This is a genomic window from Modestobacter sp. SYSU DS0511 (assembly GCF_054050755.1).
In genome coordinates this window covers 1-21,646 of the sequence record NZ_JBJGZY010000057.1, presented here as the reverse complement: position 1 = coordinate 21,646, position 21,646 = coordinate 1, and the positions used below count along the sequence as shown (strand labels likewise).

Sequence of the window (21,646 nt, the reverse complement as noted above, 5' to 3'; positions counted from 1 at the left end):
CTACACCGTGGTGCGCGGCGCCGACGGGGGTTTGAAGTGGTACGCGGCCCTGGGGGTCAGCGGCGCCCGGCGAGGGGGGCGGCGCCGGGGGGGCCCCCCCCCCTCTCGGCTGGCGGTGGCGGTGGGATTTGAACCCACGGAGGCTTGCACCTCACACGCTTTCGAGGCGTGCTCCTTCGGCCGCTCGGACACGCCACCGCCGGAGAGACTACAGGCCCCGCTTCGCGCGGAAGAAGGCGCGTAGCAGAGCCGCCGACTCCTCGGCCCGGACTCCCCCGGTCACCTCGGGCCGGTGGTTGAGCCGGCGGTCCCGGACGACGTCCCACAGCGACCCGGCCGCACCGGCCTTCGGGTCGTCGGCGCCGTAGATCACCCGGGCCACCCGGGCGAGCACGCTGGCGCCGGCGCACATCGTGCAGGGCTCCAGCGTGACCACCAGGGTCGCGCCGGTCAGCCGCCAGCCGTCGCCGCGCGCCCGCGCGGCCGCCCGCAGCGCCAGCACCTCGGCGTGCGCGGTGGGGTCGCCCACCTTCTCCCGCTCGTTGGCCGCCTCGGCCAGGACCGCCCCGTCCGGCCCGAGGACGACGGCGCCGATCGGGGTGTCCCCCCACTCCTGCGCCGCCGCGGCCAGCTCCAGCGCGCGCAGCATCGCTGCGTCGTCCCTCACCGGGGTACTTCCGTGAGAGCTTGTGCTCTGCTCACCGCTGGTGAGCAGAGCACAAGCTCTGCGGAGACCACTCGGTCGGCCCGACGTCGGCCCGGCCCGCTCGCGACGTTCACGGCGCGGCCACCTCGGCCAGCTGCTCGGCGAACCCCAGGCGTTCCGCGATGGCCAGCACCATCTCATCGGCCCACAGCTCGTCGGAGGACAGCAGCGCCGCCAGCTCCTCGGCGGGCAGCCCGGCGTCGGCGAAGAGGTCCAGGTCGCCGCCGGGCCAGCCCTCCTCGTCCTCGTCGAAGGCCACGTCGTCGACCGGGATGCCGTAGCGCTCGACCGTCTCCGCGGCCAGCAGCCACTCCTGGAAGGTGGCGTCGGAGATCAGCGCCCGCACCATCCCGCCGGGGCCCGGCCGCAGCACGACGAAGTAGAGCCGGCTGTCCACGACCAGCACGTACGGGCCGGGCCAGCCGGCGGCGGCGGGCTCGGCCAGGGCCCGCTCGAGGACGGGCAGCTCGTCGGAGGCGTCGGCGGCCAGCAGCTCGCACCGCCAGCGGCCGTCGGTGCGGGACACCCGCACCGCGAAGCTCGGGCGCAGTCCGGCGCCGGCGTCCGGGAGGGTCGTCATAGCCTCTGATCATGGCTGATGCCCCCGCGAGCCCGGCCCCCGCGAGCCCGGGCCGGTTCCCCGTGCCGACCATGCCGGTGCCGCCGGTCTCGGTGGTCGGGCTCGGGCAGCTGGGTGGGTCGCTGGCCGCCGCCCTGGCCGCCGCGGGGCGGGCGGTCTCCGGCTGGGACGTCGACCCGGCGGCCCGCGCCGTCGCCGAGGAGCACGGCGTCCTCGTCACCCGGGAGCTCACCGGCGTCGTCGTCCTCGCCGTCCCGCTGCCGGTGCTGGGCACCGCGCTCGACGGGCTGCGGATCGATCCGGGCGCCACGGTCACCGACGTCGGCTCGGTGAAGGTGCCCGTCCTGGCCGAGCTGGGGGCGGCGCTCGAGGACCGCTTCGTCGGCGGCCACCCGATGTGCGGCACCGAGCGCTCCGGCCCGGACGCCGTCGACCCCGAGCTGTTCCGGGGCGCCCGCTGGGCGCTGTGCCTGGAGCCCGGCACCGACCTGCGCCGCTGGCTGCGGGTGGCCGAGCTGGCCCTCGCGGTGGGCGCGGAGGTGGTGCCGGTGACCGCGGCCGAGCACGACGACGCGGTCGCCGCGATCAGCGCCGTCCCGCACCTGCTGGCCGCCGCGCTCGCGGCCGCGGCCGGCGAGGCGGGACCGCTGGCGCTGTCGCTGGCCGCCGGCAGCTTCCGCGACGGCACCCGGGTCGCCGGCAGCGACCCGGCGTTCGTGACCGCGCTGGTCACCGGCAACGCCGGGCCGGCCGCCGCGGCGCTGGACCGGGTCCGGGCGCAGCTCGACCGGCCCGTGCCCGAGCTGGTCGCCGCCGGGCACGCCGTGCGGGCCGCGGCGGCGCCGGCGCGCCGTCCCGTTCGGGTGCCGCTGGAGCGCAGCGCCCTGCTGGCGCTGGGCCGGTCCGGGGGCGCGGTCACCCGCCGGCTGGCCGCCTTCGTCGAGGGCTGGGCGCCGGAGCGGACCGAGGCGTGAGCACCCCGGCTACGGGGCAAGTGGACCGGGACGAAGAGGACCGGGACACACGAGGAGAGGTAGAGATGGCCGACGAGCACCTGGACGACGAGCAGATCCACGACCGGATCTCCGCGCTGGCCGAGGAGGAGCGCCAGCTGCGCGAGTCCGGCGACCACACCCCGGAGCAGCGCGCCCGGCTCACCCAGATCGAGCAGGACCGCGACCAGCTGTGGGACCTGCAGCGCCAGCGGGACGCCAAGCGGCAGTACGACGAGGACCCGGACGAGGCGCAGCCTCGACCGGAGCCGCAGGTGGAGAACTACCTGCAGTGACGCCGGTCGCCGGGGGGCGCCGTCCGCGGGACGGCGACCCCCGGGGGCGTGCCCGCGAGGAACTCGCGTGGTTCGCCACTCGACGGGAGCCGGTCGCCGCGCAGCCCGCCTGCCCGCGCGTTCACTGGCCGTGACTGCCCGAGCACCGCTGGTCGATCTTGCCGCCCCTCTCTCCCGTTTCGCTGGGTAGAGTTCCGGCCGACCCGAACCCGGCCGGCGCCGTCGACGCGCGCCGTGCTCCCCGCAGGGGGCCGACGACCTACGGAGAAGCCAGATGGGGCGCCACGCCCGCACGCGCGCCGGTTCCGGGCTGTCCGCCCGGCCGGCCCTGCTCGCCGGGCTCGCCGCCCTGCTCGTCGTCGTGATCGGTGGCGGGCTGCTCGCCTGGGGCCTGTCCGGCTCCGGCGACTCGGCGTCCGCGGAGGGCTGCACCGACGGGCAGACCGTCCGCGTCGCCGTCGCCCCGGAGGTCGGGGACGTCGTCGAGCAGCTGCTGTCCGAGCCGCTGGAGCTGCCGGACGGCGGCTGCGCCGTCGCCGAGGTCACCGCCCGTGAGCCGCTGCAGACCCTGGCCGACCTGGGCTCCCTGGACGCCGAGCAGCTCCCGGACGTGTGGGTGCCGGACTCCTCGCTCTGGGCCGCCCGGGCCGGCGCCGACGCCGGCCTGGACCCGTCGGGGTCGCTGGCCAGCTCCCCGCTGGTACTGGCCACCAGCCGTGCGGCCGCCGAGGAGCTCGGCTGGATCGAGGACCCGCCCAGCTGGGGTGACGCGCTGCGCACCGACCGCGCCCTCGCCGTCCCCGACCTGACCGCCAGCGCCGAGGGGCTCTCCGTCCTGGCCGCCGTGCGCCAGTCCCTGGGTGGCGACGAGGAGGCGGACAACGCCGTCGTCTCGGCGGTGCTCGCGGCTGCCCGCGGCGAGGTGCCGACGGCCGGCGACGGGCTGACCGCCGGCCTGGCCGGCGGCGCCGACGCTCCGCTGGTGCCGGCCAGCGAGCAGGAGGTGCTGGCCACCAACGCCGGCGCCGAGGACGCCGCGCTGGTCGCCGTCTACCCCACCGACGGCTCCCCCGCGCTGGACTACCCGGTGCTCCGGGTGGCCGCCGCGCCCGGGGCCGAGCGCCCGGCCACCGACGCGGTGCTCCGCGCCCTCACCGCCGAGGCCGCCGACGAGGTGGTGCGCGAGGCCGGTTTCCGCGACCGCACCGGCGCCGCCCCGGCCGGTGCCGGCGCGGGGTCCGGCGTGCAGGAGGAGGCGCCGGAGACGCTGGCCCTGGCCCCGGAGACGCTGCAGACGCTGCTCGGGCGGGTCTCCAGCCTGGCCACGCCGTCCCGGCTGCTGACCGTCGTCGACGTCTCCACCTCGATGAACGCCCCGGTCGGCGACGGCACCCGGGCCACCCTGGCCCGGGACGCCACGCTCAGCGCGCTCGGCCTGCTGCCGGACTCGCACTCCGGCGGCGTGTGGGCCTTCGCCTACCAGCTGGAGGGCCAGCGGGACTGGGAGGAGCTCGCCCCGCTGCGCACCCTCGGCGCCGAGGTCGACGGCCGCACGCACCGGCAGGTCGTCGCGGAGCAGCTGCGCACCATCCCCGACCGGCTGCGGCCCGGTGGCACCGGCCTCTACGACACGACGCTGGCCGCGGTGCGCGCCGCCCGGGACGCCTACGACCCCGGCTCGGTGAACTCCGTCGTGCTGATCACCGACGGGGACAACGACGACGACGCCGCCGGCCTGACCCGCGAGCAGCTGCTGAGCACGCTGCGCAGCGAGGACGACCCGGAGCGGCCGGTGAAGGTCATCGGCATCGCGCTCGGCCCGGACGCCGACCTCGGGGCGCTGGAGGACATCGGCGAGGCCACCGGTGGCGCCGCCTACCAGGCGCTGGACCCCGAGGACCTGCAGTCGGTGCTCTTCGACGCCATCCGCCGCCGCGGCTGAGGAAGGACCCCCGTTCCCCCACGCCTCGCAGGCTCGGCGCGGGTCCCCCTCAACGGGGGCCGTCAGGGGCGGGTGAGCAGGGCGTCGAGGGCGGCGGTGACCTCATCGACGGTCACCCGGGCCAGCGCGGGGTCGAGCTCTGTGCCGTGCGGGTCGCCGGAGCCGTCACCGTGCCAGAGGACGACGTGCTGCGCGCGGGGCGGCGGGCCCCACAGCGCCGGGGACACCGGGCCGAACAGCACCACCGAGGGACGGCGGTAGGCGGTCGCCAGGTGGGCCACCCCGGTGTCGCCGCAGACCACCACCCGGGCGGCGGCGACCACGGCGGCCAGCTCCAGCGACGTCGTCCGGCCGGCCAGCACCGCGTCGTCCGGCAGCCCGGCGAGCTCGGCGACCCGCAGCGCGAGGTCGCGCTCGGCCGGCCCGCCGGTGACCACCACCCGCTCCCCCGCCGCGGCCAGGTGCCGCGCGACGGCGGCGAACCGCTCCGGGGGCCAGCGCCGGCCGGGGAACGCCGCGCCGGGGTGCACGACCGCCACGTCGCGCACCGGCGGGTCGACGGCGGGGACGGCGAGGTCGAGCGCGTCGGGGTCGCACTCGACCCGCAGTCCCTCCTCGACCAGCCGGCACCAGCGCCGCACCTCGTGCTCGTCGGGGTACCAGGTCGGGCCCGGGTAGCCGGGGCTGGCGAAGGTGAGCAGCCGCTGCGGGTGCAGATCGGCGACGACGACGTGCGAGGCGGGCCCCTTGCCGTGCAGGTCGACGGCGAGCTCCGGCGGCGGGCCGGTCCAGTCCAGCGGCTCGAGCTCGACGGCGGGCACCACCTCGTCGACGGCGTCGATCAGCGACACGAGCGGTTCCAGGGCGCGCGTCGTCGCCAGCACCAGCCGGGAGTCGGGGACGGCGGCCCGGATCCCGCGGATCGCCGGCACCCCGGTGAGCAGGTCACCCAGCCCCAGCGGCCGCAGCACCACTGCGGTGGGCCGCCCGTCGGCAGAAATGGCCATTTCTGCCGACGTCAGACTCGGGAGCGCTCGACCAGGGAGGTGGTCGAGTGGCCGGGCAGGTACGGCAGCACGACGGCCTGGCCGCCCCACCTCCGCAGCACCGCGGCCTCGGGCAGGTCGGCGCCGGCGTAGTCCCCGCCCTTGGCCCACACGTCGGGGCGCAGCTGCTCGAGCACGGCCGAGGGGGTGTCCTCGTCGAAGACGACGACGGCGTCGACGAACTCCAGCGCCTCCAGCACCCGGGCCCGGTCCTCGGCGGCGACCAGCGGCCGGGACGGGCCCTTGAGCCGGGACACCGAGGCGTCGGAGTTGATGCACACGACCAGGCAGTCGCCCAGCCCGCGGGCGGCCCGCAGGGTGGCGACGTGCCCGGCGTGCAGCAGGTCGAAGCAGCCGCCGGTGGCGACGACGGTGCCCCCGGCCCGGCGCACCCGCTCGAGCAGGGTGGCGACGTCGGCGGCCGGGGCGAGCGGCTCCGGGGCGACGGCGTCCCACGACGAGGCGCCGCCGCGGGCGACGAAGGCCCCGGCGGTGGCGACCGCGGTGGTCACCGCCTCGCCGGTGACGGCGCCGCCGGCGAGCGCCACGGTGGCCGCGGCGGCGAAGGAGTCACCCGCGCCGCAAGGGTCGCCGCCGGTGACCGGGGTGGCGGGCACGACCATCGGCGCGCCCTCGCCGTAGGAGAGCAGCGCACCCCGGGCACCGAGGGTCACCGCGACCGCGCCCACGCCCCAGTGCCGGATGAGCGCCTCGGCCCGGGCGCCGACGGCGGCCAGCCCGTCGCCGAGCACGTCCGCGCCGACCACCCGGGCGGCCTCCGCGCCGTTGGGGGTGACCAGCCGGGCGTTGGGCACCGGGTCGGCGCCACGGGGGTGCGGGTCCCAGACGACCGGGCCGGAGGCGGCGGCCAGGGCGGCGCGCACGTCGGGCGCGGACGTCGTCCCCCGGCCGTAGTCGGCCACCAGGACGGCGGCGGCGTCGCGGATGACCACGGCGGCCTCGGCCGGCAGCGGGCCGAGCGTCGCCGCCGGGGCGCCGCTGTCGATGCGCACGACGGAGTGGTCGCCGACCCGCACCCGCTGCTTGACCGCGGTGCCGCCGGTGGCCGGGACGGTGATCAGCCGCACCCGCCCGTCGAGCAGGGCGCGCAGCCGCTGCGCCCCCTCGTCGTCGGCGAGCGGCGCGATCAGCACCACCTCGCGGTTCCCGGCGAAGCGGGCGGCCAGGACGGCGGCCAGCGCCGCCCCGCCGGGGCGTTCGTGGGTCTGCACGTCCTCGACCACCGGCACCGGGGCATCGGGGGTCAGCCGGGACGCCGTCCCGACCAGGTCCACGTCGAGCAACGCGTCGCCGACGACGACGACCGGGCGGGCGTCGGGCTTCACCGGACCACCTCGACGTGGTTCTGCGTCGCGATCCGGCTGGGCTCGGCCAGCACCGCGGCGTCGAACGCAGCGCACAGCAGGTGCAGCGCGACCAGGTGGCACTCCTGCACGGTGGCGGTCCACGGGGAGTCGATGGCGACGGTGTCGTCGGCGACGGCGGCCAGCGGGTTGGGTGCCGGTCCGGTCATCGCCAGCACGGTGATGCCGCACTCCTTGGCCCGGCGGGCCGCGGCCACCGCGTTGGGCGAGCGGCCCGACGTCGACAGCAGCACCAGCACGTCACCGGCGCGGCCGTGCGCCTCGACCTGGCGGGCGAACAGCTCGTCGGCCGGGTAGTCGTTCGCGATCGCGGTCAGCGACGACGTCTCCGCGGTGAGGCAGATCGCGGAGAACGGCGGCCGGTCGGCGCGGTAGCGGCCGACCAGCTCGGCGGTGAGGTGCTGGGCCTGTGCGGCGCTGCCACCGTTGCCGGCGGCGAGCAGCCGGCCGCGGGCCGCGGAGCACAGCACGTCGGCGAGCAGCTGCCCCCAGCGGTTGAGCGTGTCGACCTGCGCGGTGAGGTCGCCCAGCGCCGAGGTGAGCGAGGCGACGTGGTCGTGCCCCGTGAGGTGGGTGCAGGTGTCGGGCGAGACGCCCTCGCGGTCGGTCAGCGGAGCCGAGGGGAACGGGGTGACGCTCATCGGGGTCCCTCCACGGGGGCTCATCGGGCGGCCTCCACCGGCGTGCGGGCGGCGAGGACCTGGCGGTACACGGCGTCGGTGTCGGCGACGACCCGGGACCAGCGGTAGCGGGTGCGGGCCCGGGTCACCCCGGCGGCGCCGAAGGCGGTGCGGCGGACGTCGTCGGCGAGCAGGCCGGCGAGCGCCTCGCCCAGGGCGGCGGGGTCGCGCGGCGGGACGAGCAGGCCGGTGCGGCCGTCGACCACGGTGTCGACCAGCCCGCCGACGGCGGTGGCGACCACCGGGCGCCCGCAGGCCATCCCCTCCAGCGGGGTGATGCCGAAGGGCTCGTACCAGGGGACGGCGAGCACCACGTCGGCCGAGCGCACCCAGGCGGGGACGTCGGTGCGGGCGACGGCGCCGGTGAACACCAGCCGGTCTGCGACACCGAGGGACGCGGCGATGGCGCGCAGCCGGGTGACCTCGGGGTCGGTGTCCAGCTCGGCGGCGTCCGGCCCGCCGACGACGACCAGCTCGGCGTCGGGCACGTGCACCAGCGCCCGGACGGCGTCCTCCTGCCCCTTGCGCTCGACCAGCCGGCCGAGCACCAGCAGGCGCCGACGGCCCGAGCGCGGCGCGACCGGCCCGTCGGGGGTGAAGACGCCCGTGTCGACGCCGCACGGGACGACCGAGACCCGGTCGCCGGGCAGGCCCAGGCGGCGCAGCTCGAAGACCTCGTCGGTGCAGGTGGCGACGACGTGGCTGACGTCGGCGCACAGCCCGCGCTCGAGGTCGATCCGCTGCTCGGGCGAGGTGTCGGCGTCGCCCTGGTGCCGGCGCTTGACCGAGCCGAGGGCGTGGAACGTCTGCAGCACCGGGATGCCCAGCGGCGCGGCCGCCTGCACCGAGGCGAGCCCGCTCATCCAGAAGTGGGCGTGCACCAGGTCGGGCCGGTCGGCGGCCCACTCGGCGGCGAGCACCTGCGCGAAGGTGCCCATGTGCTGCAGCAGGTCGTCCTTCGGGACGGTGCGCGGCGGGCCGGCGGTCACGTGGGCGACGGTGTAGCCGTCGGCGGTGACCACCCGGTCGGGCAGGTCGGCGTCGTCGCGGCGGGTGTGCACGGTGACCTCGTGGCCGCGCACGGCCAGGCCCGCGGCCAGCGCCGCGACGTGCACGTTCTGCCCGCCGGCGTCGACGCCGCCGATGGCGGCGAGCGGCGAGGCGTGTTCGCTCACCAGGTCGATCTTCATCGGGTCACCTCTCCCAGCAGGGCATCCCAGTCACGCAGGAAGCGCTCCAGCCCGTAGCGGTCCAGTGCGGCGGCGCGGGCGGCCTTGCCGGCCAGCCGTGCGGCGTCCGGCTCGGAGAGGAAGTGCCGCAGCGCGGCGGCGAGCTTCTCCGGCCGGGTGGAGAGCACGCCGGCCTCGGCCGGCACCGCCTCCACCGCCTCGGTGGTGGCCAGCCCGACGACCGGCAGGCCCAGGTGCATCGCCTCCAGCAGCGACAGGCCCAGCGACGTCCAGCGCACCGGGTGCAGGTACACCCGGCGGCGGGCGAGCTCGGCGTGCATCGCGGCCTGCGGGGGGTCGTCGTGCAGGCCGACCCGCTGGGGGTCCAGGCCGTAGCGCTCGTGCAGCCCGGTCAGCCCCATGCCGAAGACGTCCAGCGGCGCGGCCTCGGCGAACAGCGGCAGCAGGTCCCCGCCGGTGTACCGGCCCCGGCGCACCGGCTCGTTGACCACGACGCCGGCCCGGGGGAGCTCGCCGGTGTAGCGCTCGCCGGGGTCGACGATGCCGTGCTCGATGACCACGGTGGGCGCCGAGCCGTTGTCGTAGAACAGCTGGTTGAAGTGCGTGACGTGCGCGATCGGGATCGCCGACTGGTCGGCCATCGGGTGCCGGGTGTTCGGCACCGCGCCCGAGCCGGTGTCCGGGCCCGGCGCGTTGTGCTCCAGGAACACCGCGGGGAGGTCGCGGCCCGGCTCGCGGCCCAGCCACTCGCGGACCAGCTCCAGGTCGCGGGGGCGCTGCAGCACGACGACGTCGGGCTGCTCGTCGCGCAGCTGCGCCGGCGTCACCTCGCGGGCTGACGCCGGCCAGTCCCAGGTGCGGGCCCGGCCCAGCCCGTCGGGGCTGCGACTCCCGTCGGGACCCGTCACGACGGGCAGCAGGTAGTCGTGCGTGCCCTGGACGAACGCCGTCGTCCAGGAGCCGTGCACGTGCCAGAGCAGGACCTTCATGCGGCGACCAGCTTCTCGACGGCGGCGACGACGTCGCCGGCGGTGACGGAGGTGAGGCAGGGGTGCCCCGGCACCGGGCACTCGCGGGCGCGGGTGCCGCGGCAGGGGGCGGACTGGTCGCCGAGCAGCACGGTGGGGACGCCGTAGGGCGCCCACCGCACGGCCGGGACGACCGGGGAGAACAGCGAGACGACGGGGGTGCCCACCGCGGCGGCCAGGTGCGCCGGGCCGGTGTTGCCGACGACGACGGCGGCCGCGCCGTCGAGCAGCGCGGCCATCTCGGCGAGGGTGGTCGCCCCGCCCAGGTCGGTGCCGCGGGCGCCGGCGACGGCCGCGGTGAGCGCGCGCTCGCCCGGCCCGCCGGTGACCAGCACCCGCCGGCCGGCGGCGGTGAGGGCCTCGACCGCCTCCGCGCAGCGCTGCGCCGGCCAGGCGCGGGCGGGCACGGAGGCCCCGGGGTGCAGGACGACGTAGCCGGGCTCGTGGTCGATCGCCGGGAGCGGCCGGCGGACGGCGAGGCGTCCGTCGTCGCCGGCGGGCAGCTCGAAGCCGGCGGCGCGGGCCAGCGACAGCGCGCGCTCGGGCTCGGGCAGGTCGTCGTCGACCCGGTGCCGGACGTCGAGCAGCGAGCCGGGGTAGTCGACGCTGATCGCGGAGATCCGCTGCACCCCGGCGGTGCGCAGCACGAGCGCCAGCGGCAGCGGTGACTGGTGGAAGGAGGTGGAGACGACCGCCTCGGTGACCCCGGCCGCGCGGACCCGGTCGGCGAGCGCGGCGAGGTCGGCGGCGTCGACCGGCTGCGGGTTCCCGTCGATCCACGGGCAGTGCCAGGTGAGCACCTCGTCGACCCCGGGCAGCAGCTCGGCGGCGGCGGTGCCCTGCGGGCTGGCGAGGAACACCACCCGGTCGGCGCCGTGCGCGACCGCGCGGACCAGCGGCCCCTGCAGCAGCACGTCGCCGGCGTTGTCCAGCCGCGCGACGAGGACGGTGCGGGTCACCAGGCGCCGGCCAGGACGTCGTCGACCGCCTCGGGAAGCGTCGGCGCGCGGTGCGCGGCGGCGGTGACCTCCTCGGGGCGGGTGACCGGCGTGGGCACGAGGATGCCGTGCGCCCCGGCAGCCGCGGCGGCCTGCACGTCGGCGGCGATGTCGCCGACCAGCACGCAGCGCGCCGGGTCGACGTCCAGCTCGGCGCAGGCGGCCTTCACCATGCCGGGGGCGGGCTTGCGGCAGTCGCAGCCGTCCTCGGGGGCGTGCGGGCAGACCTGCACGGTGTCGAAGGGACCCAGCAGCTCGGCGACCCGGGCGTTGACGGCGTCGGCCTGGGCGCGGGTGATCAGCCCCCGGCCGACGCCGGACTGGTTGGTCACCAGGCCGATCCGCACGCCCCGGGCGCGGAGCGCGTCCAGCGCCTCGCGCGCGCCGTCGACCGGGCGGACCAGCGCCGGGTCGCCGTTGTAGGGGACGTCGTGCACCAGCGTGCCGTCGCGGTCGAAGAGCACCACGTCGGGCAGCCCGCGCCAGGGGGTGACGGCGCGGTGCTGCACGGCGCCGCGGAGGAAGTGCCAGGTGGCCAGCGGCGGGATGACCGCGCTGGTCAGCGCCATGGTGACCACCTCGTCCCGGCTGCGCGGGCCCGGCGCGATGCGGGCCCAGGCGAACTCCGCCGTCCCGGCGGCCCAGCCCAGCGCGGCGAGCGCGGCGGCCTTCGGCCTGCCGGCCAGGGCGAGCCCGACCGCGCCGAGGGCGGCGGCGGTGACGGCGAGGTGGCGGGGGCGGCGGCCGACGGCGGCGTCGGCGCGCTCGCGCCAGGTCGGGCCGTGCAGGCGGCGCATGAGGACGTCGTCGGCGTTGCCGGCCTGCACCCGGGCGCTGACCCAGCGGTCGACCGGGCGCACCGGGTGGGTGATCCACCGCTCGCCGCGGGTGAGCCGCGCGCCGGTGTCCATCACCCGCAGCGCCAGGTCGGAGTCCTCCCGGAAGGCGCGGGGGAAGCGCTCGTCGAACCCGCCGACGGCGGCCAGCGCGGCGCGGCGGTAGGCGAGGTCGGCGGTGATCCAGCTGCTGGTGGCCAGGCCCGCGGTGCCGCGCTCCCAGTCGGTGGGGCGCCGGTCCTCGGGGAGCGGCACCCGCACGCGGCCCTGGGTGCCGGCGACGTCGGCCGGCAGCGCGGCCAGGTCGGCGGCCAGCTTCTCGTACCAGTCGGAATCGGGGACGACGTCGTCGTCGAGGTAGGCGATCCACTCGGTGCGGGCGACCCGCCAGCCGAGGTTGCGGGCGCGGGCGGGGCCGCCACCACCGGTGCGCACCACCCGGACCGGGGGGAGGCCGTCGCGGTCGGGCTGCAGCGGGGCGCCGGTGGGCCGGTCGTCGACCAGCACGAGCTCCGCCGGGCGCGGGCCGGTGGCGCCGGCGAGCGCGTCGAGCAGGACGTCGAGGGACGGTCGGCCGATCGTCGGCACGACCAGCGTGCAGTTGGCCAGAGCACCCGTCATGCCCGCCAGGGTGCCCCCAAGATCGCCGCCGAAACACTACGGGCTTTAAGTTTTTCCCGGCCGGTGACGGCAGTACCCCGATCGAGCGCCGGTCACCCCTCGCCCGGGCGTGTCGCAGCCGTTCCCCGCCGGGACCGTCCGCGCCGCCCGTGTCGACCCCGCCTCGCGCGGGTTGAGCCGGGTCCGACGAGCGGATCAGCGGGGGCGGCGGGCCGCAGCCGAGACGCGGGCCAGCGCGTCGGTGACGACCCCGGCGTCGTCGCCGAGCAGGGTCAGCAGGTGCGCGACCAGGTCGTCGTGCGTCCGGCCGGCCGCGCGCACCCGGTCCCGGCCGACGTCGGTGAGCCGGGCGTGCAGCAGTCGCCGGTCGCCGCCGACCCGCTCCCGGGTGACCAGGCCCTCGGCGACCAGGCGGTTGACCGTGCTCGTGATGCCGGGCCGGGACAACCCGACCGCCTCGGCCAGCTCCCCCATCGACGCGCTCTCCCCCGGTGACTCCGCGACCCGGCGCAGCACCTCGAAGCCGGTGAGCGAGACGCCGTGCTGCCGGTGCAGGGCGGAGTCGACCCGCCGGGTGACCCGGTCGTGCACCTGCACGATCCGCAGCCAGGTCTCGGTGGCAGAGGGACCGGCGGCCGCGAGCCCACTGACGTCCCTCGGCACACCCCGGGCGGGCGCGCCGTCGGGTCGCGGGTCGGTGTGCTGCTCCATGTCGGGTCAGGTCCTCCGTGGGCCGGTCGGGGTGGCTGGCGGTGGTGCGTCAGTGCGGCGGGCGGTCGCCGCTGCGGGTGCGGCGCCGAGCCACCGCACCGAGCGCGCCCGCGGTGGCCAGCAGGGCGATCCCGGCGACGAGCGTCGGGGTGGAGCGGTCGGCGACCGGCCGGCTGGCGGCGGCCACCTGGAGGTCCAGCTCGGCGGCGGCCGTCGACTCGCTGCCGACCAGCTCGACGCGGGCGGCGCCCGGGGGGACCCCGGCGGGGATCCGGACGACTGCCTCCACCCGGCCGCCGGGACCGGAGGTCACGGTGGTCAGCGGCTCGTCGACGCCGCGCATGGTCACCGTGACCAGCTCACCGGGCGCGAACCCGGAGCCCTGCACGGTGACCGTTCCCCCGGCGGCGACGGCCACCGCCGGGCCGGCGCTGGTCGCCGGGGCGGACGGCCGGGGTGCGCTGGTCCCGGGGGCGCTGGTCCCGGGCGTGCCGGGAGCGGGCGTCGGCGAGGGCTCCTGCGGGGGCGCGGGCGCCGGGCTGCCCGACGGCACCGACGGGGGCTCCGACGAGGGCTCCGACGAGGGCTCCGATGAGGCGGACGACGACGGCGACGGCGGTGCCGGGGACGACGGCACGGGCGCCTCCGACGACGGCGCCTCCGACGACGACGGCAGCGGCGGCTCGGACGGCGGCGTCGCGGACGGCGGCGTCGCGGACGGTGGCGGCTCGGACGACGACAGCGGTGGCACGGACGACGGCGGCACGGGCTCGACCGGAGCGGACGGCGGCGCGGTGACCGCGGCGCAGTCCTCGGCGCTGGGCCGGGTGTAGGTGCCCAGCTCCACCGGGGTCCCGGCGGCGCCGTCGGGGTCGGTCACCGTGACCGAGACGTCGACGGTGACGCCCCAGTCGACGTCGGAGCTGGTGAGCTCGGCCTGCGCACCGGCCGGGAGGTCGGCGGCGGCCTGCTCGGTGGACCCGTCGAACACCAGCGCGACCCGGTGCGGCTCGGAGCCGTTGGTGACCACCACCCGGACGACCGCCGGTCCGCAGCTGGGCCCGTGGGTGACCTGGACGTCGGGTCGGCGGGGGTCCTCGATCGCGGCGGCCGTCGGCGCGAGCACGACACCGGACACGAGGGCAGCGCCGACGACCAGCGTCAGCGTCCCGGCCGGGCGCAGCGCACCCTGCCCGGACGGTGTCGTCGTCGGCACTGCTGACCCCCGTTCCCGCACACCCGGCGGACGGCTCACCCGTGGCATCCCCGCTGCTCTGCCCACCAGGTGCCCCGATCATGTCCGCACCCGCCGTTCCGTCGCCCGTTCGTCACACGGGCCACTTCCGTGTCACCGGCGTGTCGGCATCGCCGCGCCGCCCGGCGCGGGTCTCCGAGAGCCCGGTCACATCGCTCACTACGGTGGCCGGGGTGGACTCAGCGGCGGGCACCGGACGTCAGCGGCAGGACACCGTCTACCGGGCGGGCGTCTACGGCCGGCACCCCCGGGTGCCCACCGTCTACCGCGCACTGGCCGAACGGGCCCGGCGGCGGCTGGACGCCCGCGCCTCCGCCTACGTGGCCGGGGGCGCCGGCGACGAGGACACCCAGCGCGCCGACCGCGCGGCCTTCGACCGCTGGGCGGTGGTGCCGCGCGTGCTGCGCGACGTCAGCTCCCGGGACACCTCGGTCGAGCTCTTCGGCCGGCGCCTGCCCGCCCCGCTGCTGCTGGACCCGGTCGGCGCGCTGGAACTGGTGCACCCCGAGGCCGACCTGGCCGTGGCCCGCGCGGCGGCGGCCCTCGGCGTCCCGATGGTCTTCTCCAACCAGGCGTCGGTGCCGATGGAGACCACCGCCGTGGCGATGGGCGACGCCCCGCGCTGGATGCAGCTGTACTGGTCGACCTCCGATGAGCTGGTGGAGAGCCTGCTGGGCCGGGCCGAGAGCAGCGGCTGCGAGGCCGTCGTCGTCACGCTGGACACCACGATGCTCGGCTGGCGCCCGCGCGACCTGGACCTCGGCCACCTGCCCTTCGCGCTGGGCAAGGGGATCGCCCAGTACACCTCCGACCCGGTGTTCCGCCGGCTGGTCGAGGAGCGGGCCGCCGCGGCCGGCGCACAGAGCGGCCCCCCGCCCGCACCACCCCAGCGACACCCCCAGCCGCGGCCGAACCTCGCCGCGGTGCGGGCACTGGTGGGGATGGCCCGCGCCTGGCCTGGTCCGCTGGTGGAGAACCTGCGCTCCCCCCTCCCCCGGGCCGCCGTGGAGACCTTCCTGTCCATCTACTCCCGGCCCTCGATCACCTGGGCCGACCTCGCCTGGCTGCGTGAGCGCACCCGGCTGCCGATCGTGCTCAAGGGCGTGCTGCACCCCGACGACGCGCGGCGGGCGGCCGACGAGGGTGTCGACGGGCTGGTGGTCAGCACCCACGGCGGCCGGCAGGTCGACCGCTCGATCGCGGCGCTGGACGCGCTGCCGGGCGTCGTCGCCGCGGTCGGGGACCGGATGCCGGTGCTCTTCGACAGCGGGGTGCGCAGCGGCGCCGACGTGCTCGTCGCCGTCGCGCTCGGCGCCCGGGCCGTGTTGCTGGGCCGGCCGTGGGTGTGGGGGCTGGGCCTGGCCGGGGAGGCCGGCGTGCGCCAGGTGGTCGAGGACGTGCTCGGCGAGTTCGACCTCACCCTGGGCCTGACCGGCCACACCGCCGTCGACCAGCTGACCCCGGAGGTGCTCGTCCGCCGTCCCTGACTGCCCACGTCGGCAGAAATGGCCATTTCTGCCCCGCGGTGGTCGGCGGGGCGTGGAGGCGGCACAGTTCCCTGGTGACCGACCCCTCGTTGCGCGCCCAGCTGTTCCGGCGCAAGCCGGTGCCGCGGGCGGACGCCGACGGGGAGGGGGAGCTCGCCCGCCGGATCGGGCCGCTGCAGCTGATGAGCTTCGGCATCGGCGCCACCATCGGCACCGGCATCTTCTTCGTGCTGTCGACGGCGGTGCCCGAGGCCGGCCCGGCGGTCATCGTCAGCTTCGTGATCGCCGCGGTGACCGCCGGCTTCACCGCCCTCTGCTACGCCGAGCTGGCCTCCAGCATCCCGGTAGCGGGCAGCTCGTACTCCTACGCCTACGCCACCCTCGGTGAGGTCGTCGCCTACGGGGTGGGCTGGTGCCTGCTGCTGGAGTACGCGGTCAGCTCCGCGGCGGTGTCGGTGGGCTGGAGCGAGTACCTGAACCAGCTCCTCGACGACGTCCTCGGCGCGCGCATCCCCGACGCCCTGTCCGCGTCCCCCGGCGCCGGCGGGGTGGTCAACCTGCCGGCGATCGTGCTGGTCACCCTGTGCGCGCTGCTGCTGGTGCGCGGGGCCAGCGAGTCGGCGCGCGCCAACGCGGTGATGGTGGCGGTCAAGGTGGCCGTGCTGCTGCTGTTCGTCGTCATCGCGTCCAGCGGCTTCGACGCCGGCAACCTCACCCCGTTCGCCCCGCTCGGCGCCGCGGGGATCAGCGTGGCGGCGTCGTCGATCTTCTTCTCCTTCATCGGGCTGGACGCCGTCTCGACCGCCGGTGAGGAGGTCCGCGACCCGCGGCGCACCCTGCCGCTGGCGATCATCGGCGCGCTCGTCGTCGTCACCGTCGTCTACCTGCTGGTGGCCGTGGCGGCGGTCGGTGCGCAGCCGGCCGGGGAGTTCGCCGGCCAGGATGCGGGGCTCGCGGTGATCCTCGAGCGGGTCACCGGGTCGAGCTGGCCGGGCATCGTGCTGGCTGCCGGAGCGGTGGTGTCGATCTTCTCGGTGACGCTGGTGACGATGTACGGGCAGACCCGCATCCTGTTCGCGATGAGCCGCGACGGGATGGTGCCCTCGCTGTTCAGCCGGGTCGACGCGCGCACGCTCACCCCGCTGCGCGGCACGGTCGCGGTGGCGGCGTTCGTCGCCGCGCTGGCCGGCTTCCTGCCGCTGGACTTCCTCGTCGACCTGACCAGCATGGGCACGCTCGTCGCCTTCAGCGTCGTCTCGGTGGGGGTGGTCGTGCTGCGGCGCACCCGGCCCGACCTGCCGCGCGGCTTCCGGGTGCCCGGCTACCCGGTGGTGCCGGTGCTGTCGGTGGCGTTCTGCCTGTACCTGATCACCGGGCTGTCGGCCACGACCTGGCTGTTGTTCGCCGGCTGGCTGACGATCGCCGCCGTCCTCTACGTCACCTACGCCCGCACCCACTCCGCGCTCCGGACGACGACGCGATGACGGTGCTGCTGGGCTGGGAGGCCGCCGAGCACGGCACCGGGGACGACGCCGCGCTCCAGCTGGCCGCCGGGCTCGCGCTGGCCGAGGACTCCCCCGCCGTCGTGGCGACCGTGGTGCCGCCGGGCCCGATCAGCGCGATCGCCTCCCGCATCGACCGGGAGTACCGGCAGTGGCGGGCGGCGCTGACCGCGACCCGCCAGGCCGAGGCGGTGACCGGGTTGCGCCGCGCCGGGGTGGACGACGTGCGCACCGCGGTCGTGCCGGGGGCGTCGGTGCCCGCGGGGCTGGTCGAGGCGGTGCACCGGTACCGGGCGCGGCTGCTGGTGCTGGGTGCGGCCGCGGCGGCGTCGCCGGGCCGGTTCTCCGCGGGATCGGTGGCCGAGCGGCTGCTGCACAGTTCGCCGGTGCCGCTCGCGCTGGCCCCGCGGGACTGGGTCTGCCAGGGGCCGCCGACCCGGCTGACCTGCGCCTGGGCGGGGACGGCGCGCTCACGCGAGGCGCTGGCCACCACCCGGGCGGCGGCCGAACGCTGGGGCGTGCCGGTGCGGATGGTCACCTTCGTGCCCGAGCGAGCCGCGATGCTGCCCTCGGAGACCGGGCTGCGGGTCGAGCAGCTGGTGAGCGAGGAGTGGGCAGGGCAGGCGTGCGGCTCGCTGGACGAGGTCGTCGGCAGCTGGGCGGGCCCGGGGCCTGCCCCGGAGACGATCCTGGCCCGCGGGACCGGCTGGGCGGGGGCGGTGGCGGCCGTGCCGTGGGAGCCGGGTGACGTGCTGGTGGTCGGCTCGTCGCGACTGGGCCCGCTGGCCCGGGTCTTCCTCGGGTCGACGGCGACGACGATCGTGCGTGCCGCGCCCGTGCCGGTGATCGTCGTCCCGCGTGGCGCGGACGGCACGCCGTCACGCTCTTGACGTTCGAGTGTGGCTTGAGTCACAGTCGGCTGCGGGCGGGGGAAGCCGGCTACCAATGGCCCTCCACTGCTGGAGGGACCGACCAACGCGGCCAGACCGTCAGGACCGGCCCCCCGCCCGCCAGCTCCGATCACTCACCCGGCGACTGCCCCTCGCCCGGCGCAGCGGTCGGCGCGGGTTCCGGAGCCGGTTCCGGGCTGGGCTCGGGCTCCGGTTCCGGGCTGGGCTCGGGCTCGGGGCCGGGCTCCGGCTCGGGGCTCGGCTCCGGGCTCGGCTCCGGGCTCGGCTCCGGCGTCGGCTCCGGCGCGGGCGTCGGCTCCGGCGCGGGCTCTGGGCTCGGTTCCGGGCTCGGCTCCGGCGTGGGCGTCGGTTCCGGCGCGGGCTCGGGGCTCGGCTCCGGCGTGGGCGTCGGTTCCGGCGCGGGCTCGGGGCTGGGCTCCGGCGTGGGCGTCGGTTCCGGCGCGGGCTCGGGGCTGGGCTCCGGGCTCGGCTCCGGCGTGGGCGTCGGTTCCGGCGCGGGCTCGGGGCTCGGCTCCGGCGCGGGAGCTGGCACCGGGGCGGGAGCGGGGTCCGGCTCGGGAGCTGGTTCCGGGGTCGGTGTCGGGCGCGGCGGGCTGTACTGGGCGCCGTTGCTCACCAGCAGCACGACCTGCTGCCCGGGCGGCACCGGCGTCCCGGCGGCGGGCCGGAGCCCCACGACGCGACCGGCCGGCACCGCGGCGTCGACGACCCGGCGCACCGGCTCGTAGCCCGCCTCCGCCAGCAGCGACTGGCAGGCGCTCGCCCCGTTGCCGACGCAGCCACGGGGGATCTCGGCACTCGCGCCGCGCAGGTGCTCCGGGTCGGCCGGCGGGAAGGGCGCAGCGGGACGGCCGGAGAGCACCGGCGTCATCGCCTCCCGCCAGATCGTCGCCGGGATGCCGCCGCCGAAGCTGCCGACGTCCCGGTTCTCCCGCGGGTCGTAGACCATGACCCCGGCCGCGAACTCGGGCGTGTACCCGACGAAGGTCGCCGAGAAGTTGTCCTGCGAGGTGCCGGTCTTGCCGGCGATCTCGTGGCCGGGCACGTACGCCCGGCGACCGGTCTGGCCCGGGTGGCCCGGCTCGACGTCCTTGCGCAGCGCCTGGCTCACCGTGGCGGCGATGCCCGGTGCGATCGCCTCGGGCGTGCACTCGGGCTGCCCGCCGAGGGGCTGGCCCTCCGGGCCGGTCAGCGGCTGGCCGGTGCGGTCGAGCACCTCCTCCACCAGCAGCGGGCGGCAGGCGGTGCCGCCGGCGGCGAGGGTGGCGTAGGCGTTGGTGAGGGCGAGCGGGCTGGTCGGCTCGGCGCCGAAGGTGAACGACCCGCGGTTCTCTGCCACGATCCGGTCGGCCACCGGGTCGAGGCTGCGCAGGCCCATCCGCTGGGCGACGCGCACCGGCCCCTCGACGCTGCCGAGCAGGTCCTCCAGCGCCAGGAAGTAGGTGTTGGAGGAGCGGTAGAGCGCCTCCTCCATGTCCAGCCGGGCCGGGAAGCGGCCGGCGTTCTGCACGTCGTAGGGCTCGTCGCCGTCCCGGTAGACGCTGGAGACGTACGGATCGTCGGTGCGCAGTTCCAGGTCGAGGCCGTAGCCGGCCTCCATCGCGGCGACCGCGGTGAAGACCTTGTAGGTGGAGCCGGTGCCCTGGCCCGCGACGGCGGGGAGGACGACGGTGGTCTGCGCGGGGTCGCTCTCGTCCAGGCCGTACTCGCGGTTGACCGCCATCGCCAGCACCCGCCCGGTGCCCGGCTGGACGGCGACGAAGATGCCGGCCCGCGGGTCGGTGGTGTCCAGCTCCTGCCGGACGGCGGCGTCGGCGGCCTGCTGCAGCGCGGGGTCCAAGGTGGTGCGGATGGTGAGCCCGCCGGCCTGCAGGCGGTCGGGGGTGAGGCCGTAGCGGTCGGCCAACTCGTCGAGCAGGTGGCCGCAGAAGAAGCCGCCGATCCGCGCGTCGGTGCAGCCGTTGGGCGGGGTGCCGCCGTCGACGATGCCGAGCGGCTCGGCGCGGGCGGCCTCGGCGGCGGCAGGGTCGAGCAGCCCGACCTCGGCCATCCGGGTCAGCACCAGGTCGCGCCGGGCGAGCGCCCGCTCGGGGGCGGTCACCGGGTCGTAGAGCGAGGGGCTGCGGACCAGTCCGGCCAGCAGCGCCCCCTGCGCGGCGGTGAGCTGGTCGGCGGTGGTGGCGAAGTAGCGCTGCGCGGCGGCGGCGATGCCGTAGGCGCCGTTGCCGTAGTAGACGGTGTTCAGGTACCGGGTGAGGATCTCGTCCTTGGTGTAGCGCTCCTCGAGGGCCAGTGCGATCTGCGCCTCGCTGAGCTTGCGCCCGAGGGTGTCGGCGGTGGCGTCGGCGCGGCCGGCGGCGTCCCGCGCGGTCTGCAGCCGCAGCTGCTTGACCAGCTGCTGGGTGATCGTCGACCCGCCCTCGGAGACCTCGCCGGCGGCGATGTTGCGCAGCAGTGCCCGGGTCAGCCCGCGGGGGTCGACGCCGGGGTGGTCGCGGAAGCGCTCGTCCTCGATCGCGACGAGGGCGTCCTTGGCCACCTCGGCGATCTGCTCGCCCGGGACCGGGGTGCGGTTGCGCCGGTAGAACTCGGTGATCAGCGAGCCGTCGGCAGCGAGCACCCGGCTGTTGCCGGGCAGCCGGTCGTCGACGGCCGGGTCGTCCAGCGGCTGCACGAGCGCACCGCCCTGCTTGGCGGCGAGGCCGACGCCGGCCAGCCACGGGGCGAGCACGCCGGCCACGAGCCCACCGGCCAGGACGACGGCCAGCAGCAGGCGGAGCAGCACCCCGGCAGGGGGCCGGCGACGCCCGCGCGCGGGCTCGACGTCCGGCAGCAGCCACGGCTGCGACTCCCTGGCGATGACCGACACCCCCGGCGCCTCGACGAGTGGGCGGGCGCCCACGGAACCCGACTGCACTGCTCACCAGGAGGGGCGGGGATGCGTGGACACGGGGATCGCAACGAGACCGTCATGTGCCGCAGCGGCCGCGCGACGGGGCCGGACGGACGAACGGCCCCGCTCTCCGAGGAGAACGGGGCCGTGCGCTGTCTCAACCAGACGTGCACCCGAAGGGACTCGAACCCCTAACCTTCTGATCCGTAGTCAGATGCTCTATCCGTTGAGCTACGGGTGCCTGTGTTCAGTTGTTGCGCGGAGGCTCCGGGATTTGAACCCGGGATGGGGGGTTACCCCAAACCGCATTAGCAGTGCGGCGCCATAGACCGGACTAGGCGAAGCCTCCCGGGTTCCGAGTCACCCCGGAACCACCGAGAGACAAGGCTACCAGCGCCTCCCGGGGAGGCCCAACGGGGGTCCGGCGACCACCGCCCCCGACAGGACCACCTCCCGCACAGTCGTGGGGGGGGGGGGGGGGGGGGGGGGGGGGGGGGGGGGGGGGGGGGGGGGGGGGGGGGGGGGGGGGGGGGGGGGGGGGGGGGGGGGGGGGGGGGGGGGGGGGGGGGGGGGGGGGGGGGGGGGGG

18 protein-coding genes and 3 tRNA genes are annotated in these 21,646 nt (G+C 77.1%); 6 read left to right on the top strand and 15 right to left on the bottom strand.

Translation table 11 applies throughout. The features are described from left to right. Positions 1 to 110 precede the first annotated feature (110 nt). The 3 genes from ACI783_RS18945 to ACI783_RS18935 all read right to left on the bottom strand — a co-directional run bounded on the left by ACI783_RS18945 (position 111) and on the right by ACI783_RS18935 (position 1,286). Positions 111 to 198 (bottom strand) — tRNA-Ser (locus tag ACI783_RS18945). 10 nt (positions 199 to 208) lie between these two features. Continuing rightward, the gene (locus tag ACI783_RS18940) at positions 209 to 667 is read right to left on the bottom strand and encodes a nucleoside deaminase (protein ID WP_457141885.1); all 459 of its coding nucleotides are present in this window, start codon (positions 665 to 667) and stop codon (positions 209 to 211) included. A 109-nt stretch (positions 668 to 776) separates the two neighbouring features. Beyond that, positions 777 to 1,286 (bottom strand): tRNA adenosine deaminase-associated protein, encoded by a 510-nt coding sequence (locus ACI783_RS18935; protein ID WP_457141884.1) that lies wholly within the window; start codon positions 1,284 to 1,286, stop codon positions 777 to 779. 11 nt (positions 1,287 to 1,297) lie between these two features. On the opposite strand from ACI783_RS18935, the gene ACI783_RS18930 reads away from it, so the two are divergent. From ACI783_RS18930 to ACI783_RS18920, 3 genes are all read left to right on the top strand, one after another. After that, complete coding sequence (locus tag ACI783_RS18930; protein ID WP_457141883.1) at positions 1,298 to 2,260, top strand: prephenate dehydrogenase; 963 nt, start codon at positions 1,298 to 1,300, stop codon at positions 2,258 to 2,260. Positions 2,261 to 2,325: 65 nt separating this feature from the next. Beyond that, entirely contained in the window at positions 2,326 to 2,574 is a 249-nt protein-coding gene (locus tag ACI783_RS18925; RefSeq protein ID WP_457141882.1) for a DUF2630 family protein, read from the top strand. A 274-nt stretch (positions 2,575 to 2,848) separates the two neighbouring features. Beyond that, positions 2,849 to 4,516, top strand: a complete 1,668-nt coding sequence (locus tag ACI783_RS18920) for a VWA domain-containing protein (protein ID WP_457141881.1) — start codon at positions 2,849 to 2,851, stop codon at positions 4,514 to 4,516. A 62-nt stretch (positions 4,517 to 4,578) separates the two neighbouring features. Here ACI783_RS18920 and ACI783_RS18915 read toward each other — a convergent pair whose 3' ends face one another. From ACI783_RS18915 to ACI783_RS18875, 9 genes are all read right to left on the bottom strand, one after another. Continuing rightward, complete coding sequence (locus tag ACI783_RS18915) at positions 4,579 to 5,523, bottom strand: glycosyltransferase family 9 protein (protein ID WP_457141880.1); 945 nt, start codon at positions 5,521 to 5,523, stop codon at positions 4,579 to 4,581. Positions 5,524 to 5,534: 11 nt separating this feature from the next. Next, a complete protein-coding gene (rfaE2, locus tag ACI783_RS18910; protein ID WP_457141879.1) occupies positions 5,535 to 6,908 on the bottom strand; it encodes a D-glycero-beta-D-manno-heptose 1-phosphate adenylyltransferase in 1,374 nt (457 codons plus the stop codon). After that, positions 6,905 to 7,588: a D-sedoheptulose-7-phosphate isomerase gene (locus ACI783_RS18905; protein WP_457141878.1), complete on the bottom strand. Its 684-nt coding sequence runs from the start codon at positions 7,586 to 7,588 to the stop codon at positions 6,905 to 6,907. The genes rfaE2 and ACI783_RS18905 overlap by 4 nt, the downstream gene beginning before the upstream one ends. Positions 7,589 to 7,608: 20 nt before the next feature. Further along, positions 7,609 to 8,817 carry a glycosyltransferase gene (locus ACI783_RS18900; protein WP_457141877.1) on the bottom strand — a complete coding sequence of 403 codons (1,209 nt, stop codon included), beginning with the start codon at positions 8,815 to 8,817 and terminating at the stop codon, positions 7,609 to 7,611. Next, positions 8,814 to 9,806 (bottom strand): glycosyltransferase, encoded by a 993-nt coding sequence (locus ACI783_RS18895; RefSeq protein WP_457141876.1) that lies wholly within the window; start codon positions 9,804 to 9,806, stop codon positions 8,814 to 8,816. Before ACI783_RS18895 ends, ACI783_RS18900 begins: the two co-directional genes overlap by 4 nt. Beyond that, the gene (locus ACI783_RS18890; protein WP_457141875.1) at positions 9,803 to 10,804 is read right to left on the bottom strand and encodes a glycosyltransferase family 9 protein; all 1,002 of its coding nucleotides are present in this window, start codon (positions 10,802 to 10,804) and stop codon (positions 9,803 to 9,805) included. The genes ACI783_RS18895 and ACI783_RS18890 overlap by 4 nt, the downstream gene beginning before the upstream one ends. Beyond that, entirely contained in the window at positions 10,801 to 12,300 is a 1,500-nt protein-coding gene (locus ACI783_RS18885) for an HAD-IIIA family hydrolase (RefSeq protein ID WP_457141874.1), read from the bottom strand. Before ACI783_RS18885 ends, ACI783_RS18890 begins: the two co-directional genes overlap by 4 nt. A gap of 195 nt (positions 12,301 to 12,495) precedes the next feature. Next, a complete protein-coding gene (locus ACI783_RS18880) occupies positions 12,496 to 13,011 on the bottom strand; it encodes a MarR family winged helix-turn-helix transcriptional regulator (RefSeq protein WP_457141873.1) in 516 nt (171 codons plus the stop codon). Positions 13,012 to 13,060: 49 nt separating this feature from the next. Continuing rightward, positions 13,061 to 14,227: a hypothetical protein gene (locus ACI783_RS18875; protein WP_457141872.1), complete on the bottom strand. Its 1,167-nt coding sequence runs from the start codon at positions 14,225 to 14,227 to the stop codon at positions 13,061 to 13,063. A gap of 212 nt (positions 14,228 to 14,439) precedes the next feature. On the opposite strand from ACI783_RS18875, the gene ACI783_RS18870 reads away from it, so the two are divergent. The 3 genes from ACI783_RS18870 (at position 14,440) to ACI783_RS18860 (ending at position 18,145) form a co-directional block, all read left to right on the top strand. After that, complete coding sequence (locus ACI783_RS18870; protein WP_457141871.1) at positions 14,440 to 15,753, top strand: alpha-hydroxy-acid oxidizing protein; 1,314 nt, start codon at positions 14,440 to 14,442, stop codon at positions 15,751 to 15,753. Between the two features lie 74 nt (positions 15,754 to 15,827). Further along, positions 15,828 to 17,237, top strand: a complete 1,410-nt coding sequence (locus ACI783_RS18865) for an amino acid permease (protein ID WP_457141870.1) — start codon at positions 15,828 to 15,830, stop codon at positions 17,235 to 17,237. Then, on the top strand, positions 17,234 to 18,145 hold the full coding sequence (locus tag ACI783_RS18860) for a universal stress protein (protein ID WP_457141869.1): 912 nt from the start codon (positions 17,234 to 17,236) through the stop codon (positions 18,143 to 18,145). The genes ACI783_RS18865 and ACI783_RS18860 overlap by 4 nt, the downstream gene beginning before the upstream one ends. A 130-nt stretch (positions 18,146 to 18,275) precedes the next feature. On the opposite strand, the gene ACI783_RS18855 is transcribed toward ACI783_RS18860, so the two are convergent. From ACI783_RS18855 to ACI783_RS18845, 3 genes are all read right to left on the bottom strand, one after another. After that, positions 18,276 to 21,068, bottom strand: coding sequence for a transglycosylase domain-containing protein (locus ACI783_RS18855; protein WP_457141868.1), 2,793 nt, complete (start codon positions 21,066 to 21,068; stop codon positions 18,276 to 18,278). 159 nt (positions 21,069 to 21,227) lie between these two features. Beyond that, positions 21,228 to 21,300 (bottom strand) — tRNA-Arg (locus ACI783_RS18850). A gap of 18 nt (positions 21,301 to 21,318) precedes the next feature. Continuing rightward, positions 21,319 to 21,408: transfer RNA gene (locus ACI783_RS18845), tRNA-Ser, on the bottom strand. Positions 21,409 to 21,646 lie beyond the last annotated feature (238 nt).

Excerpts from the sequence above, each read along its gene's own strand:
- ACI783_RS18900 (WP_457141877.1), bottom strand. The coding sequence starts at position 8,817 with ATGAAGATCGACCTGGTGAGCGAACACGCCTCGCCGCTCGCCGCCATC.
- ACI783_RS18860 (WP_457141869.1), top strand. The coding sequence starts at position 17,234 with ATGACGGTGCTGCTGGGCTGGGAGGCCGCCGAGCACGGCACCGGGGAC.
- ACI783_RS18905 (WP_457141878.1), bottom strand. The coding sequence starts at position 7,588 with ATGAGCGTCACCCCGTTCCCCTCGGCTCCGCTGACCGACCGCGAGGGC.
- ACI783_RS18920 (WP_457141881.1), top strand. The coding sequence starts at position 2,849 with ATGGGGCGCCACGCCCGCACGCGCGCCGGTTCCGGGCTGTCCGCCCGG.
- ACI783_RS18935 (WP_457141884.1), bottom strand. The coding sequence starts at position 1,286 with ATGACGACCCTCCCGGACGCCGGCGCCGGACTGCGCCCGAGCTTCGCG.
- ACI783_RS18915 (WP_457141880.1), bottom strand. The coding sequence starts at position 5,523 with ATGGCCATTTCTGCCGACGGGCGGCCCACCGCAGTGGTGCTGCGGCCG.
- ACI783_RS18880 (WP_457141873.1), bottom strand. The coding sequence starts at position 13,011 with ATGGAGCAGCACACCGACCCGCGACCCGACGGCGCGCCCGCCCGGGGT.
- ACI783_RS18925 (WP_457141882.1), top strand. The coding sequence starts at position 2,326 with ATGGCCGACGAGCACCTGGACGACGAGCAGATCCACGACCGGATCTCC.
- ACI783_RS18885 (WP_457141874.1), bottom strand. The coding sequence starts at position 12,300 with ATGACGGGTGCTCTGGCCAACTGCACGCTGGTCGTGCCGACGATCGGC.
- ACI783_RS18930 (WP_457141883.1), top strand. The coding sequence starts at position 1,298 with ATGGCTGATGCCCCCGCGAGCCCGGCCCCCGCGAGCCCGGGCCGGTTC.
- ACI783_RS18895 (WP_457141876.1), bottom strand. The coding sequence starts at position 9,806 with ATGAAGGTCCTGCTCTGGCACGTGCACGGCTCCTGGACGACGGCGTTC.